Below are 16,705 nucleotides of genomic sequence, written 5' to 3' on the forward strand. Positions count from 1 at the left end.
CAGGACACCACTACAGGATTAATCCATGTCCGTTATCAGAAAATCGAACAAACTGATCAACGTCTGCTATGACATCCGTGGTCCCGTCCTTCAGGAAGCGAAACGTCTTGAGGAAGAGGGGCAACGCATTATAAAACTGAACATTGGCAATCCCGCCCCTTTTGGTTTTGATGCACCGGAAGAGATAGTTCAGGACGTTATATATAACCTGCCCTCAGCGCAGGGCTATTGTGACTCTAAAGGGCTGTTTTCCGCCCGCAAAGCGGTGATGCAAGAGTGCCAGAAGAATGGTATCCGCAACGTTGCTATTGAAGATATCTATCTGGGTAACGGCGTCAGCGAACTGATCGTCATGGCGACTCAGGGCCTGTTGAATGATAATGATGAACTGTTGATTCCGGCCCCCGACTACCCTCTGTGGACCGCAGCAGCAAGCCTCGCTGGCGGCAACCCGGTTCATTACCTCTGCGACGAACAGAAAGGCTGGGCACCGGACGTAGATGATATCCGCAGTAAGATTACTGAGCGCACCAAGGGAATCGTCGTTATCAATCCCAACAACCCAACCGGCGCCGTCTATCCGGAAGCGGTTCTGCGTCAGATTATCAGCCTGGCAGAAGAGTTTGGTCTGATCGTTTTTGCTGATGAGATCTACGATAAAATCACCTACAACGGTGCCAGACATATTCCTCTGGCTTCGCTGAGTGATGATATCCTGTGCATCACTTTTAACGGCCTGTCCAAGACATACAGAGCGGCTGGTTTCCGTTCTGGCTGGATGGTTATGACCGGTCCCAAACATCATGCCCGTGATTATATTGAAGGTCTGGAGATGCTGGCCAGCATGCGCCTGTGTGCTAACGTGCCGGCACAACATGCAATCCAGACAGCGCTGGGGGGCTACCAGAGTATCAATGAGCTGACAGTGCCCGGTGGACGCCTTCATGATCAGTGCGAGCTGGCCTGGCGGAAGCTAAATGAAATCCCGGGAGTATCCTGCGTTAAACCTCAGGGAGCACTCTATCTGTTTGCCAGACTGGATCCGGAAGTCTATCCAATCAAAAACGATGAGAAGATGGCACTGGATCTGTTGCAGCAACAAAAGGTGCTGATAGTCCAGGGCAGCGGCTTCAACGTACCTGACACTCAGCACTTCCGACTGGTTTTTCTGCCAAGGGAAGATGAGCTCTGTGAAGCCATTGATCGCATTGCAGCATTCCTGAAAAATTACTCACAGGAATAGCACTTTTAAAAAGCGATCATCTGATCGCTTTTTTTATTTCTGAAACAAGCTCTATACTTAGTCATATTTCTGTTATAAAACAGACATATAATCTGGCGGCGTTGCAGCTTTCCGGTATCAGGAAAATATTAAGTTCAATTAATTCTGTGCGGCTACCATCGGACAGAGGCACGAATGAATTTTTCGCACCGCCCTTAACAATCAACTCACACTCGCGGAATCCGTATGTTTATTAAGATCAAGAAAAATTGTGGCATCTACATGGAACACAACGGCATGGAAAAAAACCATATCATGCCCGTCACCAGCAACTTTCTGATCAATCTGGGTCATGCAGCTGAGATCTCTTTCTACACCATCAAAGAGACCAAAACCCGTTTCGATCTTGAAAATCATCAGATAACCGTGCCGCCGCACACCCGCGTTATCCATCTGCAAATGGCGTACAACTACTCCAGCACTAAAGAAAAAATCGGCGATTCAAAAGGCAGTATTATTGAGCGTAACTTCTACAAGTTCTACTTTAAACCCGAAGAGATGGGGCAATACGAAGAGCTACGTGCCCATATCGAAAAGCACGTACTCAACCTCTGATCCCTACGAACCATCCGGCAGCAAAGTGAGCGCTGCCGGATCGGCAACCTCCCAGACTGGGATTCATTATTGTTGCAAAACAGTCGCTTTCATCTGATTCTGAAAAGATCGGCGCACACGCGATACCCTCCTCAGGGACAGCCTGCCAGCCTGAACTTATAAGGATGAGCCAATGGAAGTCAGCGAACTATTACAACAAACCCATAAACTTCCAAACGTTCCCGATGTTGTACGCGAACTGATTCAGCAACTCAATAATCCCAAAGCTGATTACGCCGTTATCGCTGACAAAGTTATTCACGACCAAACCCTCTCACTGAAAATTCTGCGACTGGTCAATTCTGCCCATTTTGGCCTGAGCCGAAAAATATCGTCAATCAATGAAGCCATCATTATGCTGGGTATGGTGCAACTTAAAACGATGGTCATCGCCTCAGGTTTTGCCGGTTCAGTTAAAGAGGTTGAGGGACTCGATCTTAAGCAGTTCTGGACAGATTCATTCCAGGTTGCCACACTCGCTAAATGGTTTGCCGATAAAAGCAACTGTGCAGATCCCGATACCGCTTTCACTGTCGGCCTGATTCACAACATTGGCCGGCTACTGCTTCACCTTACAAAGCCAAAACTGGCTGAAGCGATACAGACGCTGGTTGATGAAACGGACTGCGACCGCTCCGAGGCAGAGATGATAAGGCTCGGATTCACCACAGCAGAAGCCGGTCAGGCGTTATTACGATACTGGCAGTTCCCGGCCAGTCTCGGAGAAGCCGTACGTTATCATAAGCAGCCTTTCGATGCGCAGAACCCGGATCCACTGAGTGCAATAGTCAATATCGCCTGCTATATAAATGCCTGCATCAAAAAAAACCAGCCCATCACGGATGCTATCGCCATGTTTCCTGCTGCAGATGCAGAACTTGCAGGACTGCCAGCCAATATCGCATCGACCGCCGGGGAAGCAATGCAACTGCAATCAGGCCTTGAGGGACTTCTATAAATCGGGTTACCTGAAACATCACGGATGACTAGCTGAGCCATTAAAAAAGGCAGCTGTAAAAGCTGCCTTTTTTAATCAACCGAGCGACGCATAAACGTAACATTCATTCGTCAAAGCGGACACTGTGAACAGCCTGCAATATATGATCGACATCACTCATCGCCCGATGGCGGCGCAACTGCGCTTTAGTGATGAATTGATACTGAATCATCTCCTCAGGGCTAAGAAGCTCTCGCAATCCGACTAAGCGAAACGCCATCTTCTGACCCGCGGCCGTAAACAAACGCTTAAGCCAAAAAGAATCAAACTCCCAGGCATCACTGAGAACCTCACACCCCTGCAACGCTTCATTCAACCGGTTGCAGGCAGATTCAGCACTCACGCCCTTCTGACGCAGCTCAGTGCGACACAGACTGTGAAGCTCCTCGGCAAAATCATCCCAGAAAGTCCAGCCTGGCACTGTATCGGGGTTTATCAAAAAAGTATCACTCTCATCGGCGGTACTTTTCCAGGCAACTTCAATTGGATAGGAGTGTGGTCCCAGCCCACTCGCTTCCAAATCCAGGCAGATCAAATTCATAACATTCCTGTTTAACTACACACTTTACTTGCAGACTGTTCAGTCAGCCCTTTTGAATAACAGAACTTTCAACGCCTGCTCGGGATCCTGGTCCGGAAAATCAACCGGGTTAGCAATGCGTTCACAAAAGATAAATTCAGGACAACAATCCTCAACCAGCTGCATGAGGAAGTCACTACCCAGTTGAGGGTAATTAAGGCATAGCAGCACCTCTCCTCTTTCTGCGGTCAGGTCGGGCAGACGCTTAAGCACCTTGCGATAATCATCGGTGGCAACGAAACTGCCTCGCTGAAAACTAGGCGGATCAATGATCACCAGATCATACGGACCTTCACGCTTCAGCTTACCCCAGGAGCGGAACAGGTCATGACCTAAAAATTTAACCCGCTCCAGCGACTGCTGATTGAGCCGGTGATTTTGCCGACCGGTCGTGAGCGCGCCACGACTCATATCCAGGTTTACCACGCTGTCAGCACCACCCGCCATGGCCGCGACAGAGAAACCACAGGTATAGGAAAACAGATTCAGTACCCTTTTCCCCTGACTGTTATGTTTAACCCAGCGTCGCCCTTCGCGCATATCCAGAAACAGACCACTGTTCTGATTTTTTAAAGGCTGGACACTATATTTCAGGCCCAGCTCAGTCACTGACAATGCCTGTTTAAGATCTTCGCAACCATTGTTCCAAAGCACTTCAATACTGTTTTCCCGCCGGTAACGGTGCTGCACTATCAGCGCATCGGGCTTAAACGGGCTGTCGAGTTGCAGAAAATAGTGATTCAGCGACTCAACCAGTTCGGCCGGGTGTTCGCTGAACAGCCGGATAATGGCTACCGGGGGCAGCAGATCGATAATAAGCTGCTCATAGCCTGGATAACATCGACCACGACCATGAAACAACCGTCTGACCTCGCCCGAGGATAAACCAAGCTGTGTGGAGATAGAATCAAAAACAACCTGCATATGAGACCCGCTCAGGTACTTCTTTATATAAAAAGTCGCGATTATAGAGACCCACCGGGCACGGAGCCAGTTTTTTATCTCCCTGATCACCACAGCGCTTGAAACTCATTGTGTTTGCCTATATCTATAACATCAACTTCATTACAAAGAGCTAACTCAATCATGATGCGAATCGGTCTTTTCCTGTTAACCAACATTGCGGTCATTGCACTCGCCAGTATCACACTCAGCCTGTTCGGTGTGGGATCAATACTACAGGCAAATGGTGTAAACCTGGATCTGGGAAACCTGCTGGTTTTCTGTGCCGTTTTTGGTTTTGCCGGCTCCTTTGTATCGCTGTTTTTATCTAAGTTTATGGCTAAAAAGGGTACCGGAACCGAAATCATAAGCCAGGCTCGTACAGCGGATGAACAATGGCTGCTGGATACGGTTAAAGAACTGGCCGATCAGGCGGGTATCGGTATGCCTGAAGTCGGAGTATTTCCGGCCCAGCAAGCCAATGCCTTTGCCACTGGCTGGAATAAAAACGACGCCCTTGTTGCCGTTAGCCTGGGATTGCTGCAACGCTTTCGCCGGGAGGAGATCCGGGCCGTTCTGGCGCATGAAATAGGTCATGTTGCCAATGGTGATATGGTCACCCTGACGCTGATTCAGGGTGTCGTAAACACCTTTGTAATGTTCTTTGCCCGCATTATCGGCCACTTCGTTGACCGGGCAATTCTGAAGAACGAACAGGGTCACGGTATTGGCTATTTCATCACCACGATTGTGGCTGAAATAGTGCTGGGCATCCTCGCCTCAACAATCGTTGCCTGGTTCAGCCGTCGAAGAGAATTCCGGGCGGATGAAATGGGCGCTCGACTGGCAAGCCCCCACGCGATGATCGGAGCCCTGCAACGCCTTAAAGCTGAATACAACGTACCTGACCAAATGCCGGAAACACTCACCGCGTTTGGTATCAGCAGCCATATCAAAGGCGGCCTGATGGCTTTACTGGCAACGCATCCGCCCCTGGATGACCGGATTGCAGCGCTGCAAAACGGTCATCACTCTAAGTGATTAAACGTCCCTGACAGACGCCCCTGACGGGGCGTTTTTTTATACTGCATCAGTAACATCTGCCCCCACCTCTTTCCGGTAACCTCAGGCAGTCCGCGAGCCAGCCAGAGCAAACTTTCCTTTAGCATTTTTTACATTTTTCGCCATTTTTTGTACTTTCAAAATATTCATACAAAAAATCATTTAGCGTAGAAAAATTCATTTTACGCCTGCGTATCTTGTCCCATAATCTGGATAGACGCGAACCTGCAGGGCAGGCGGGTTTGATCATGTAATTCCTTAATATTGGCTAATTTTGATAAGAGATATCTATGGCCAATTTGCATGTGAAGAGCGGAGCCATGACAGAAAAAGAAAAAAAAGACACTGAACTTCTCGATCTGGCAGATGACTGGGAAGATGATGAGATAGAGATTGATGCAAAAGAGAAAAAATTTTGCTGTGATGCGGAAAAAAGAAAGCGCATAGAGCTATTAATGGAGCAGCGCAGACTGGAGCGGGAACTTCGCGAGTTTTACGACGATTAAGGGCAGCATCCGCTGCCCTTTTTGTTTCTCTAAACTTGCGGATATACGTGCTCATATCAACGTTTGTATCCGATTCTGCCGACTCACTTTCGCCATAACGCCAGTCATAAAAGTCACATCAACTCCCGCACCGGTTCCGCAGCAACATTTCTGCCACGAAAGCTTCATAGATACGTCACCCTACCGTCATCCACAAAGGGTTTTATTTACTCATCACAAAAAACGCAACCCTGGTAAGTATCTATGAGCAGCAAGATTCGTCTGGACGACCTGTCAACAGAAGCCCTTGATGAGATGGACAACGACTTTTTCAAAAGCCCCGAGCCTGAACGGCAAAAAAAAGCCGGGCGTAAAAACCGTAAACGTCAGATGATTGAAGATTATATGGAAGAACGCTCGCTGAAGCGTCGCCTCACTGAATCTTACGAATTTTTCTGAGTTTAAGCTTCACCCAGCCCTGCAGCAGTGATCAGCGCTGCTGTTTCTTAACGCTGCTTTGACCCGCGCCTTTACGTTTTTTAACGGGGCGTGAAGCAGCGCTTTTTTTACCCCTCACTGGCGGCCTTGCAGCTGCCTGTGAACGCTCGACGTGTGCGGCCTTCCCTCTGCCACTATCCCGGCGCTTAGGCTCCTCTTCCGCTGCAACCAGCTGTCCAGGACGACTGCCAATCAGATCTTCACGTCCCATCGCCTTCAGCTTGCTACGCAGCGCCGGCCAGTTTTCAGGATCATGATAGCGCAGCAGGGTTTTATGTGCCTTGCGCTGATCCTTATCCCGGGGGATGTATAATGTCTCACTCTTATAGGTGACCTGCTTAAGCGGGTTTTTCTCTGAATGGTACATTGCTGTCGCCAGCGACATTGGCGACGGATAAAAATTCTGTACCTGATCGACCTTGACCTCATTCTGTTTCAGCCACAGTGACAAACTGAGCATATCCTCATCTTCGCACCCCGGATGAGCTGCGATAAAATAGGGAATCAGATACTGCTTTTTACCCGCGTCCTGCGAGAACCGGTCAAACATCTTTTTAAAGTCATAATAGGTGTCCATACCCGGCTTCATCATCTTACTCAGGGTATTCTGCTCGCTATGCTCCGGTGCGATTTTCAGATAGCCTCCGACATGATAGGTCACCAGCTCGCGCACATACTCAGGGTCTTTTACTGCCAGGTCATAGCGCAGACCGGAAGCGATCGCGATATTGTGGATCCCTTCCATCTTCCGGGCTTTACGATACAACTGCGTCGTGCGGCTATGATCAGTATCCAGATTTTTACAGATAGTCGGGTAGACACAGGAAAGCTTTCTGCAATTGGACTGTATCTCATCATCATTGCAGTTGAGGAAATACATATTGGAGGTGGGGCCACCCAGGTCGGATATAGATCCGGTAAAACCAGGTACCTTGTCCCGTATCTCAGCCATCTCGTTCAGAATTGACTCATGGGAACGGCTCTGAATAATTCGCCCCTCATGCTCGGTAATAGAACAGAAGGTACAACCACCAAAACAACCGCGCATGATATTGATCGAGAAACGGATCATATCGTATGCAGGGATCTTCTCTTTTCCATAGCATGGGTGCGGAATCCGCTGATAGGGTAACCCGAATACGCCATCCATCTCCTCTGTTTCCAGTGGAATCGGCGGCGGATTAACCCAGATCTCTCGGTTGCCGTGCTTCTGTATCAGTGCACGGGCATTGTGAGGGTTGGATTCCTGATGCAAGACCCGTGACGCGTGAGCGTACAGTGCAGAGTCTTTCGCGACTTTATCAAACGATGGCAACCGAATATAGGTAGTCTCAGGGTTCAGTTTTTCTTTGCGTTTGAGCGGCATTGGAATAATGCGAATCGGGGTAACATCCTCCTCTGCCTGCGCATCGGTAACGGCTGCCGAACGATCAGCACCACAACGTTTAGTCGTTGGATCTATCAGCTTATCCACGCCGTTCTGGTCGTTACCAAAGTCATAGGGGTTTGGCAGTTTATCGATATTCCCGGGCCAGTCTATGCGGGTTGAATCCAGCTCGACAAATCCTGCCGGCGGTTGCTGGCGAATGTGCACTGTCCCCCTCAGGTTCCAGAGATCATCAACACTCTTACCGGCAGCAAAACCATGACTTAACTCAACAATAGCCCGTTCTGCATTACCGTACAGCAGGATATCAGCGGTCGCATCCAGCAGCACCGAACGACGGACCTTGTTGCTCCAATAATCATATTGAGCGATACGTCGCAGACTGGCCTCAATCCCACCCAGTACAACCGGCACATCACTCCAGGCCTCTTTACAACGCTGGCTATACACAATTACCGCCCGGTCCGGCCGTTTTCCGCCCTTCCCGCCTGCCGTATAGGCATCATCATGACGCAGACGCAGATCCGCCGTATAACGGTTGATCATCGAGTCCATATTACCGGCGGTGACACCAAAATAGAGATTAGGCTTACCCAGCGCCATAAAGTCATCTGCGCTGCGCCAGTCCGGCTGAGCAATAATGCCTACACGGAATCCCTGCGCCTCAAGGAGCCGCCCCATTACCGCCATTCCGAAGCTGGGGTGATCAACGTATGCATCACCGGTAACAATGATGATATCGCAGCTGTCCCAGCCAAGCAGGTCCATCTCCTTGCGGGTAGTCGGCAAAAAGGGCGCGACACCAAAGCATTCAGCCCAGTAACGGGGATAAGAAAACAGATCAGGAGCGGTTTTTTTCATGGGGATATCAGCGAGACAACTTATTTCGGGGGGGCTTATTGTCGCAGAAAGCACCGCTGACATATAGTGAAAAAGTCACATCCAACCTATGTTGGATGGGCGCAGAACGATAAACATAGTAAAATAGTCAGGATTAAACAAAAGCGACCAGAAAACCATAAACTGTTATGAGCCAGGAAAACCCCACACAACCCGTAACCGTTACGACCTGGGAAAAACCCACGCCACCCGCCGACTATGAGTGCTGTGAAAGTGGATGTTCCCCCTGTGTCTGGGACACTTATTATGAAGAGCTGAACATCTGGAACGCAGAGCAGAAAGCGATCCGCAAGGCTGCAGAACACGCCGCTGCAACAGAACATAACGAATAGGAATCTGTACTCATGAATACAAAGGCCCCGGTTATCTACCGTACCCGAATCAAACCTGAGTGGCTTGATTACAACAATCATATGAATGTTGCCTATTATGTTCTGATTTTCGATCAGGCAGGCGTCGAGCTGGTAACTCAGCTGGGGTTAAGCGAAGCGGTCACTGCAGAAACCGGGATCTCCTGGATGGTGCTGGAAAACCACATTACCTATAATAACGAAGTGGTTCTCGATCAGCCTGTTGAAATACGCTGCCAGCTGATCGACCATGACAGCAAACGTCTGCACCTCTACTTTGAGATGTACGCTCATACCGAAAGCGGCGTTGAATACCTTGCTTCCACTCTGGAGCAGATGGCGATGTGCGTTGACCTTAACAGCCGCAGTAATTGTGAGTTTCCTCCCGCGGTGGCTGAACAGATTAACGCAATGGCTGAGCTGCAGGCAGAACTGACACAACCGGCGAATATTGGTCGTAAAATCGGGATACGCCGCCGCTAAGCCTTTGTCACACCACCCTCCCCTTACCCCGGCGACAAAATAGCGCTAAGCTATTGCCATTTACGTATGGAGGCACAGTGGACAGAGAGACCCTGGAGAGAGCGGCTCAGCGCGGTATCATCTCCCATCAACAACTTCAGGAACTGATCGTCTTCAGTGCTACGGAAGATAGCGACGAGCCGGCTGGCGAAGAGCAACTTCGATTTGTCCGCAACTTTGGCGATATATTTATCACCTTAGGCGTTCTGTTTGTCGCCTTTTCTGTTGCCGCAATGGATCTGAGTCAGTTGCAGTGGCTGCTGCCCGCAGTCCTGTTTCTTGGCGCAGCTGAATGGCTGGTACGTGTTCGCAGACTGGCACTCCCGGGTATCGCTATCCTGATATCGACGCTCTATTTCCTCAGCAAAGCGCTGGACATCTCCCAGTTTGAAACAGCAACCCTGCAGTTTCTGACACTCAGCGGTTGTTCACTCCTGTTTTACCTGCGTTACCGCATGCCCTTTAGCCTGCTGCCTGTCGCCGCAGGACTGGTAGCGGCGGTAATCAGCAGCATCGGGGTGGATATCTTGAAACATCAGTTAGTGTTCAGTGCCCTTGGATTAACCGTCTTTCTGGTGGCAATGAGTTTTGATGCACGGGACCGTAAACGGCAGCGACGCGCCAGTGATTGCGGATTCTGGCTGCATCTGTTGGCATCTCCGCTGATGGTCCACGGCATGATGACCACGCTGTTATTCAGTAATGCCGGCGTACTGGACGCAGGCAGCAGCCGTGAAATTGCACTATTACTATTTTTCATACTATTTCTGCTGACCGCACTCTTCGTTGACCGCCGGGCGATGCTGGTATCCAGCCTTTCATATGCGATCTACGCAATATTTAAAGTTGTTAGCAGCAATATACTCGACAGCAGCAATTTGCCCTTAATGATCTTCATTGGCTTTGGCATATTTATTGTCCTGTTTGGGACCTACTGGTACAAACTGAGACGGCTTATTTTTGCAGCATTTCGCGGCAGCTGGCCTGCCCGCTTTGTGCCTGAAATTTAAAAGCGCACGACCCAGTAGATGACTCTTTCAGATACCTGCCCGGGTATCTGGGAAGCCTTACAGATGAATAAAAGCTTAATCAAGCCGATATTTATGCTGAAAAATCATCCGCTAAAACAGCCCGGCTATTCAGCTTAGGTACCGCTTTCATGCACTAAAATTTAACCATAGAAAGAGGTTAAATTATGTGTAGCTTAAATAAATTACCGGCTCTTATATTGTCCTTGTCTCTGCTTGCCCTGCCCCTCAGCAGTCATGCCGATAGCAATATCCGCATCCATGGCGGAATCTCTATCGAGACAGGGGGACTACGACTCACTATCAGTGACCGTTATCTCAGTGGTTATATCTATACTAATCATTATTACGGTCACTCGAGACATCACAGGTCAAAACATCACCGCTCTGAAGGATACCATTCTGGTGCTTATTTCAGATCCTATCCGACCAGAATTTACTCTGACCGATACCACAGACACTATGTTCAACCGGGTCACAGGTATCACTCAGAGCGTCGCGCACCGCAACGGAGAATCATCAAGCGCCATCATCGACAACATGAAGGTCGAAGATTTCACCACCAGCGTTCATATGGCAACTGGTAGGCGTGACGACTCAGGTCATGAATTAGCGGTTTGCTCTCCACTGCAAAGCCGACAGAAGGTACAATTGCACTCGTTTTTATCAGCCGGGCGGTAATCCAAGTGCAAAACCTATACGCACACACAAAACAAGCGTTCCTGACAGCAGATCCTGATCTGAAGATCGAACTGACCCAACAGACCGTGAGCCGCTGGAATGCGGGTGAGCTGGAATGGCTGGAGGGTGACGAACCGGAATTGCTGAACCAGCCTGGTCAGCCTGATAAGCCAGAAATCGTCGCGCCTTCTGAAGTAAATAAGCGCAAGTTTGGTAAAGAGGAAGGTCGTGCGGCCTTGATCCATGCGCTTGCCCATATCGAACTCACCGCCGTTAATCTGGCGTTGGATTCGGTCTACCGTTACCGGGGCATGCCTGAGGAGTTTTATGCCGACTGGATGCAGTGCGCCGGCGAAGAGGCTAACCACTTTATTGCACTGCGCGGACGACTGCGGGAGATGGGGTATGACTATGGCAGCTTTAAAGCCCATGGCGAGCTCTGGAGTATGGCGGTCGACACCGCAGATGACATGCTGGAAAGAATGGGGATCGTACACCGGGTGTTTGAAGCCAGGGCGCTGGATGTAGTGCCAAAAACGATCCAGCGGTTTGATCAGCTGGGTGATAAGAAAATGGTCGATATACTCACAATGATCGCCAATGAGGAGATCGGACATGTCAGTTCAGGAACCCGCTGGTATCACTACCAGTGCCAGCAACGGCAACTGGATCCGGATAAAACCTTTATAGATCTGCTTTGGAAGTATATGAAAGGCCCACTTAAAGGCCCTTTTAACCATGAAATAAGATTAAAAGCTGGGTTTTCTCAACAGGAAATGCAGATGATTGAGGCTATGGAAAGCAGGTGCTGATACCTTCGTCAAAATCAGTGCCTGATCGAAATATAGTCTGAAGATCACAGTTTAAAGCGGGGATGTATAGATAATTGCGCTACCCAATTTGGGCAATTTCTCAAATTTAGTTTATCTGAAAAAATTGAATCTCCGGGAAAGCAATATAAACTGAGTCTTATCCGGGCCCTTCTCTGACCGACACCAGGTTCTCTCCAGCAGAGCCTTACCCTTAGAAGGCGGGCTCGGATCCTCATCCCCCCCTTCTTGTCTTTTTCAGCACACTATAAAATCACAGACTTAGTCTAAAGCATTGACCCTTAAGCTCAGATGATTGCTGTTATCACTCAGAAACAGCTCACCATCGCTAATGGTCAGTGAAAGCTGCATGGTACGGCTGACAAACGCATCCAGCTGAGTGACATCACTATCGTGAAAGCGCCAGGCTTTCACCTTGGGCAGCTCAGCAATTGTCCTGCCCTGTTTATCCCACCAGATATCAACCTCTCTGCCGTAGGCATACAGCGAAATCTTAGGCGCCCGACTGACCGCTTTACGCAACCGCTCAGGCGATACCTGCCCCAGCTCAATCCAGTGCTCCACCATTCCATCAGGGCCAACCTGCCAAAGCTCCGGCTCGTCGGTGCTGGACAACCCCCGGGTAAAGCTCAGATCCTGGTGGTAATTTATGCCATATACAAGCAGACGCACCATCATCCGCTGAAGTGTTTCGGAGGGGTGCTGAGCCAGGGTCAGGTTACAGGTTTCATAGCAGTGGCGATCAGTATCGCTTAACTGCAGTTCAACTTTATAGATGGTTGGCTTAAGCGCCATAAGATTAAACCTTTTATTGGGGCAATTATCTGCTCTGATGCGCTATTATAGCGGTTTACTCACAGGATAATATCGCTATATGAAGTGTCGTAACGGCTGTGGAGCCTGCTGTATCGCTCCTCAGATAAGCACCCCCATCCCCAATATGCCGAACGGAAAGCCTGCGGGTGTTGCCTGTGTTAATCTGGATGAATCGTTCAACTGCACGATCTGGAATCATGCTGACTATCCATCCTTGTGTCGCGCATTTCAGGCGGATGAAGAGCATTGCGGTGCAAACAGACATCAGGCACTCATCACTCTGACCCGAATGGAAAGCGAAACAGCGCCTGACATTTGACCACGCCAGTCAATACGCTACACTAGCCAACCTCTGTAAGTAACCATCTAATAAACTCTCACGTTTACCAGTACATTAAAAACATCGGAAACTGCCTCAATGGATCTTAAATTTTTAGCTATCCGTGAACTGATAAAAGAAGCTGACGACAGCGTTGCAACCATCAGTGAAAAGGGGGGCGCTATCGATATTACAGATCCAATGGCACAGCAACTGTTTAATGCCCTGGTGTCCGCTTATGGACGTCGTGCTGCACTGACCCACGGTTCCTTTAATGATGAGAACAGCGAGGGCTATCCGTTTATCTCCGGATTCAAGAAGTTTATCGATAACACCCCGGACGAAACAACTTTTCTGACCCTATGCGACCAGGCTCTGGCCCAACTGGCGGCCTCCCTTCAGCAACCCTCTGCCCGGGCCGCCACCGGTGGCTATGTAATCTTTATCTACTACTCATCTGATGTCTTCGATTATCTGCTGGTCGGCCTGGTCGGCGATAAAACCGGCGTTGCTTTTGATCAGGAGCTCACCCCCACAAAAGTGATCGAAGTGGACCTGGAAAAACTGCATCAGGCAGCCAAAATCAATATCACCACCTATAAAGAGGGTAGCGACAGCTATCTGAGCTTTATCGGCACCCGGCGTAAAGGGGATATTACCCACTACTTTTCCAACGCCCTGGGCTGCACCGATGTCGTCCCTGCCAAAAAATCAACGTCTGACCTGATCAAGGCAAGCGAAGATTTCTGCCGTCACTATCAGCTGCAGGAGAAACAGGAAGAGATTGTTGAAGACGTGGTCAGCTACCTTTCCCGTCAGAGAGATGATAAGCAGTCCGCCTATCTACCCGATGTTGAAAAGATCTTTGACAGCCATATACCACCCGAACAGGCAGAACAGGCGACCGGCAGCTTCAGTAAATTTGCCAACTCCGAAAATTATCAGGTGAGTCAGGAATTTCAGCCCCATACCAGCACCATAAATGCTTACACTCAGGTGAAAGCAAAAATGGACAACTGGCAGCTGGATTTTTCCCGCCGCTCTCTTGGCCATCCGAACAGTAACAGTGAGATTGAGTTTGATCCGCAAACGAACTCTATACGCATAAACCGACTTTCAACCAAGGTCATAGAGCAGCTTAAACAGGCACTCGACCTGAGCGACTAATCTTCCAGCAATGCATTCTTTTGCATAAAGCATGCCCTGCCGTCACCTCTGTCAGCAACAGAAACAGCAGGGCGAAAAACTTTCACTCTGCTGTTTTCCATTCGTCACAGAACAGTCATCTTATGCTGCTAATCTGCAATCAATAAATAGCTTTGTGCATCGCACAAAACGCTTGACCATGTTATTTTTTTAACTAGAATAGTTTTTATTGTGCACTGCATCATAACCTAACGGAGACTACTATGATCAACTCTACTTTTGATTTCAAAAAGCCTTTCGAATCTGCTCAGGCTCTGATGGGCCTGCAAACATCTACAATCACTAAAACCGTTGAACTGCAGAAGAAGTCTGCTGAAGAACTGGCTGCTTTCTTCAAAACCGAAGCCGAGAAAGCGAAAGATCTGAAGACTCCTGAAGAGTTTGTAAAGTTCAACGTTGAGTCTAATAAAGCGCTGTACGAACTACTGAAAGCACAGGGCGAAGCCTTCACCTCTCTGGCTAAAGAGTCAGGCGAAGAGACGATGGCTGAAATCAAGAAACTGGCTAGCTAAATAGCTGATCTGATTATGAAAAACCCGGTTGTGAAAACGACCGGGTTTTTTTATAGCCAGGCAAATCAGGTCACACAACCACAGCCCAACAGATCTCTTGTGCACTGCACAAAAAAAGATTTGACTTCCCCACCCAGATCCCTACAATAGACTTCATTGTTGCACTGCAACATAAATTACTGGAGAACTACCATGACCAACACAATCGATTTCAGCAAGTCTTTCGAATCAGTAAAATCTCTGATGGAGATGCAGGCTGCGACTATCACTAAGTCTGTTGAGCTGCAGAAAAAAGCGGGTGAAGACCTGGCGGCTTTCTTCAAGACTGAAGCTGAAAAAGCGAAAGAACTGAAAACCCCTGAAGACGTTGTTAAATTCAACGTTGAAGCTAACACTTGCCTGTTCGAACTGCTGAAAGCACAGGGCGAAGCATTCACTGAGCTGGCTAAATCAGCAAGTGAAGAAGCAATGGCTGAAGTCACTAAATTAACTAAGTAAATATCACTTAGTTCCCTTTAAAGCCCTGCTGATGCAGGGCTTTTTTTTTACCCTATCAAAGTAGTCTTACTCCCCCGGTGTCAGCGTCTGAGCTTCTGCTTCTGCTTCTGCACTCCCTGCTATCTCCACCCGATACAACAGCGGTATATGAGCGGCAGACACTACACCACAACCTGTTGAAGCACCCGTTCCCGGTAATGAGATTCTTGATATCGGACAAGGAGCAATAATCCGGTTAGCGTATTATCGAGACCAGCCATTAATTGAGGGATAGCCAGATGACACTGTTAAAACGTGAACAGATTCCAACGGTAGGGCTCGACTTCATGAACCACGACCACCAAGCAGCGGCCGAACAGATAAACCAGCTGGATCAGTTAATCCGGCAGACTCGTCAAGGAGATAAAGAATCACAGCAACAGATCGAGCCGCTCCTGAAAGAGATCTACGCGCACAGTGAGCACCATTTTGCTCATGAGGAAGCGGAGATGGTGCGGGTGAATTTTCCGGCTTATGAATGTCATAAAGGTGAGCATGAACGGGTGCTGGAAGAGCTCAATCAGGTACTGTTACAGTGGCAGAACAACCAGGATATTGAGCAGCTTGATGACTTCCTCAACACAACGCTGTGTCACTGGCTGATAAACCATATCTCAACCATGGACAGCGTTACCGCCATGTTTGTCGGCCGATACGATCACGCTGTCGCCTGATCCGGTATTATTGAACTAAAGCCAGGAATACCCCCCGGAAGATGCTACTCAGGAATCCTTTCGGGCCTCAAAAAACGAAAATCACCTCTTTAAAAACATAATGTTAAAGACATTTTTGAAAAAAATTAAAAAAAAATACATTTTTGATGAACTTTACCTGAACTGGTGTCTCTAACTTTATACATCAACGTACTATGCAAGACCGGAACTGCCCGGGGGAACCCCTTCCCTCCGGGCAGTTTTTTTATAGGTCACAGTTTTTATAACACCCCTATCTCACCCATCCAGATCATTACACTCATATCAAAACATTATTTTTTGCTGAACTTTTTCACAGCTTCGCTCTCTATATATTTACATCAACGTAATATGTAAAACCCTAACTGCCCGGAGGCCCCCTTCCCTCCGGGCAGTTTTTTATGTCATTTTTTTATAGCGCACTGAAACGGTATAGCAAGAACGAGCTGCTATTTGGTATGCTAAGCGCAACAGTTGCTGCCCGG

General features: G+C 48.7%; 19 protein-coding genes. 15 read left to right on the forward strand and 4 right to left on the reverse strand.

The features are described 5' to 3' along the window. Positions 1 to 25: 25 nt before the first annotated feature. From KDX31_10705 to KDX31_10715, 3 genes are all read left to right on the forward strand, one after another. Positions 26 to 1,243, forward strand: coding sequence for a pyridoxal phosphate-dependent aminotransferase (locus KDX31_10705; protein UTW01838.1), 1,218 nt, complete (start codon positions 26 to 28; stop codon positions 1,241 to 1,243). A 225-nt stretch (positions 1,244 to 1,468) separates the two neighbouring features. Continuing rightward, on the forward strand, positions 1,469 to 1,837 hold the full coding sequence (locus KDX31_10710) for a hypothetical protein (protein UTW01839.1): 369 nt from the start codon (positions 1,469 to 1,471) through the stop codon (positions 1,835 to 1,837). Between the two features lie 172 nt (positions 1,838 to 2,009). Next, positions 2,010 to 2,834: an HDOD domain-containing protein gene (locus KDX31_10715; protein UTW01840.1), complete on the forward strand. Its 825-nt coding sequence runs from the start codon at positions 2,010 to 2,012 to the stop codon at positions 2,832 to 2,834. Positions 2,835 to 2,937: 103 nt separating this feature from the next. Here the strand turns inward: KDX31_10715 and KDX31_10720 are convergent, their stop codons facing one another. Together KDX31_10720 and KDX31_10725 are read right to left on the reverse strand one after the other, a co-directional pair. Next, positions 2,938 to 3,414, reverse strand: a complete 477-nt coding sequence (locus KDX31_10720; protein UTW01841.1) for a hypothetical protein — start codon at positions 3,412 to 3,414, stop codon at positions 2,938 to 2,940. Positions 3,415 to 3,453: 39 nt separating this feature from the next. Next, the gene (locus KDX31_10725) at positions 3,454 to 4,377 is read right to left on the reverse strand and encodes a class I SAM-dependent methyltransferase (protein UTW01842.1); all 924 of its coding nucleotides are present in this window, start codon (positions 4,375 to 4,377) and stop codon (positions 3,454 to 3,456) included. Between the two features lie 162 nt (positions 4,378 to 4,539). Between KDX31_10725 and htpX the strand changes: the two genes are divergently transcribed. The 3 genes from htpX to KDX31_10740 all read left to right on the forward strand — a co-directional run bounded on the left by htpX (position 4,540) and on the right by KDX31_10740 (position 6,401). Further along, on the forward strand, positions 4,540 to 5,436 hold the full coding sequence (gene htpX / locus KDX31_10730; protein UTW01843.1) for a protease HtpX: 897 nt from the start codon (positions 4,540 to 4,542) through the stop codon (positions 5,434 to 5,436). 341 nt (positions 5,437 to 5,777) lie between these two features. Continuing rightward, a complete protein-coding gene (locus KDX31_10735) occupies positions 5,778 to 5,963 on the forward strand; it encodes a hypothetical protein (protein UTW01844.1) in 186 nt (61 codons plus the stop codon). 243 nt (positions 5,964 to 6,206) lie between these two features. Then, positions 6,207 to 6,401: a hypothetical protein gene (locus KDX31_10740; protein UTW01845.1), complete on the forward strand. Its 195-nt coding sequence runs from the start codon at positions 6,207 to 6,209 to the stop codon at positions 6,399 to 6,401. 31 nt (positions 6,402 to 6,432) lie between these two features. Here the strand turns inward: KDX31_10740 and KDX31_10745 are convergent, their stop codons facing one another. Further along, positions 6,433 to 8,688 carry a YgiQ family radical SAM protein gene (locus KDX31_10745; protein UTW01846.1) on the reverse strand — a complete coding sequence of 752 codons (2,256 nt, stop codon included), beginning with the start codon at positions 8,686 to 8,688 and terminating at the stop codon, positions 6,433 to 6,435. A 167-nt stretch (positions 8,689 to 8,855) separates the two neighbouring features. Here KDX31_10745 and KDX31_10750 point away from each other — a divergent pair, with 167 nt between their 5' ends. The 4 genes from KDX31_10750 (at position 8,856) to KDX31_10765 (ending at position 12,120) form a co-directional block, all read left to right on the forward strand. Then, a complete protein-coding gene (locus KDX31_10750) occupies positions 8,856 to 9,059 on the forward strand; it encodes a hypothetical protein (GenBank protein ID UTW01847.1) in 204 nt (67 codons plus the stop codon). 12 nt (positions 9,060 to 9,071) lie between these two features. Then, positions 9,072 to 9,560, forward strand: coding sequence for a thioesterase family protein (locus KDX31_10755; protein UTW01848.1), 489 nt, complete (start codon positions 9,072 to 9,074; stop codon positions 9,558 to 9,560). A 77-nt stretch (positions 9,561 to 9,637) separates the two neighbouring features. Then, positions 9,638 to 10,609 carry a hypothetical protein gene (locus KDX31_10760; protein ID UTW01849.1) on the forward strand — a complete coding sequence of 324 codons (972 nt, stop codon included), beginning with the start codon at positions 9,638 to 9,640 and terminating at the stop codon, positions 10,607 to 10,609. A gap of 683 nt (positions 10,610 to 11,292) precedes the next feature. Further along, positions 11,293 to 12,120 carry a ferritin-like domain-containing protein gene (locus tag KDX31_10765; GenBank protein ID UTW05368.1) on the forward strand — a complete coding sequence of 276 codons (828 nt, stop codon included), beginning with the start codon at positions 11,293 to 11,295 and terminating at the stop codon, positions 12,118 to 12,120. A 279-nt stretch (positions 12,121 to 12,399) separates the two neighbouring features. On the opposite strand, the gene KDX31_10770 is transcribed toward KDX31_10765, so the two are convergent. Beyond that, positions 12,400 to 12,933 (reverse strand): YaeQ family protein, encoded by a 534-nt coding sequence (locus KDX31_10770; GenBank protein ID UTW01850.1) that lies wholly within the window; start codon positions 12,931 to 12,933, stop codon positions 12,400 to 12,402. Positions 12,934 to 13,012: 79 nt separating this feature from the next. On the opposite strand from KDX31_10770, the gene KDX31_10775 reads away from it, so the two are divergent. The 5 genes from KDX31_10775 (at position 13,013) to KDX31_10795 (ending at position 16,202) form a co-directional block, all read left to right on the forward strand. Continuing rightward, entirely contained in the window at positions 13,013 to 13,273 is a 261-nt protein-coding gene (locus tag KDX31_10775) for a YkgJ family cysteine cluster protein (protein UTW01851.1), read from the forward strand. 99 nt (positions 13,274 to 13,372) lie between these two features. Next, on the forward strand, positions 13,373 to 14,440 hold the full coding sequence (locus tag KDX31_10780; GenBank protein ID UTW01852.1) for a nucleoid-associated protein: 1,068 nt from the start codon (positions 13,373 to 13,375) through the stop codon (positions 14,438 to 14,440). 242 nt (positions 14,441 to 14,682) lie between these two features. Beyond that, positions 14,683 to 14,991 carry a hypothetical protein gene (locus tag KDX31_10785; GenBank protein ID UTW01853.1) on the forward strand — a complete coding sequence of 103 codons (309 nt, stop codon included), beginning with the start codon at positions 14,683 to 14,685 and terminating at the stop codon, positions 14,989 to 14,991. A 192-nt stretch (positions 14,992 to 15,183) separates the two neighbouring features. Continuing rightward, positions 15,184 to 15,489, forward strand: coding sequence for a hypothetical protein (locus tag KDX31_10790; protein UTW01854.1), 306 nt, complete (start codon positions 15,184 to 15,186; stop codon positions 15,487 to 15,489). Positions 15,490 to 15,767: 278 nt separating this feature from the next. After that, positions 15,768 to 16,202, forward strand: coding sequence for a hemerythrin family protein (locus tag KDX31_10795; GenBank protein ID UTW01855.1), 435 nt, complete (start codon positions 15,768 to 15,770; stop codon positions 16,200 to 16,202). The last annotated feature ends 503 nt before the right edge of the window (positions 16,203 to 16,705 follow it).

It is taken from the genome of Amphritea atlantica (genome assembly GCA_024397875.1).
Classification (GTDB): Bacteria; Pseudomonadota; Gammaproteobacteria; order Pseudomonadales; family Balneatricaceae; genus Amphritea; species Amphritea atlantica_B.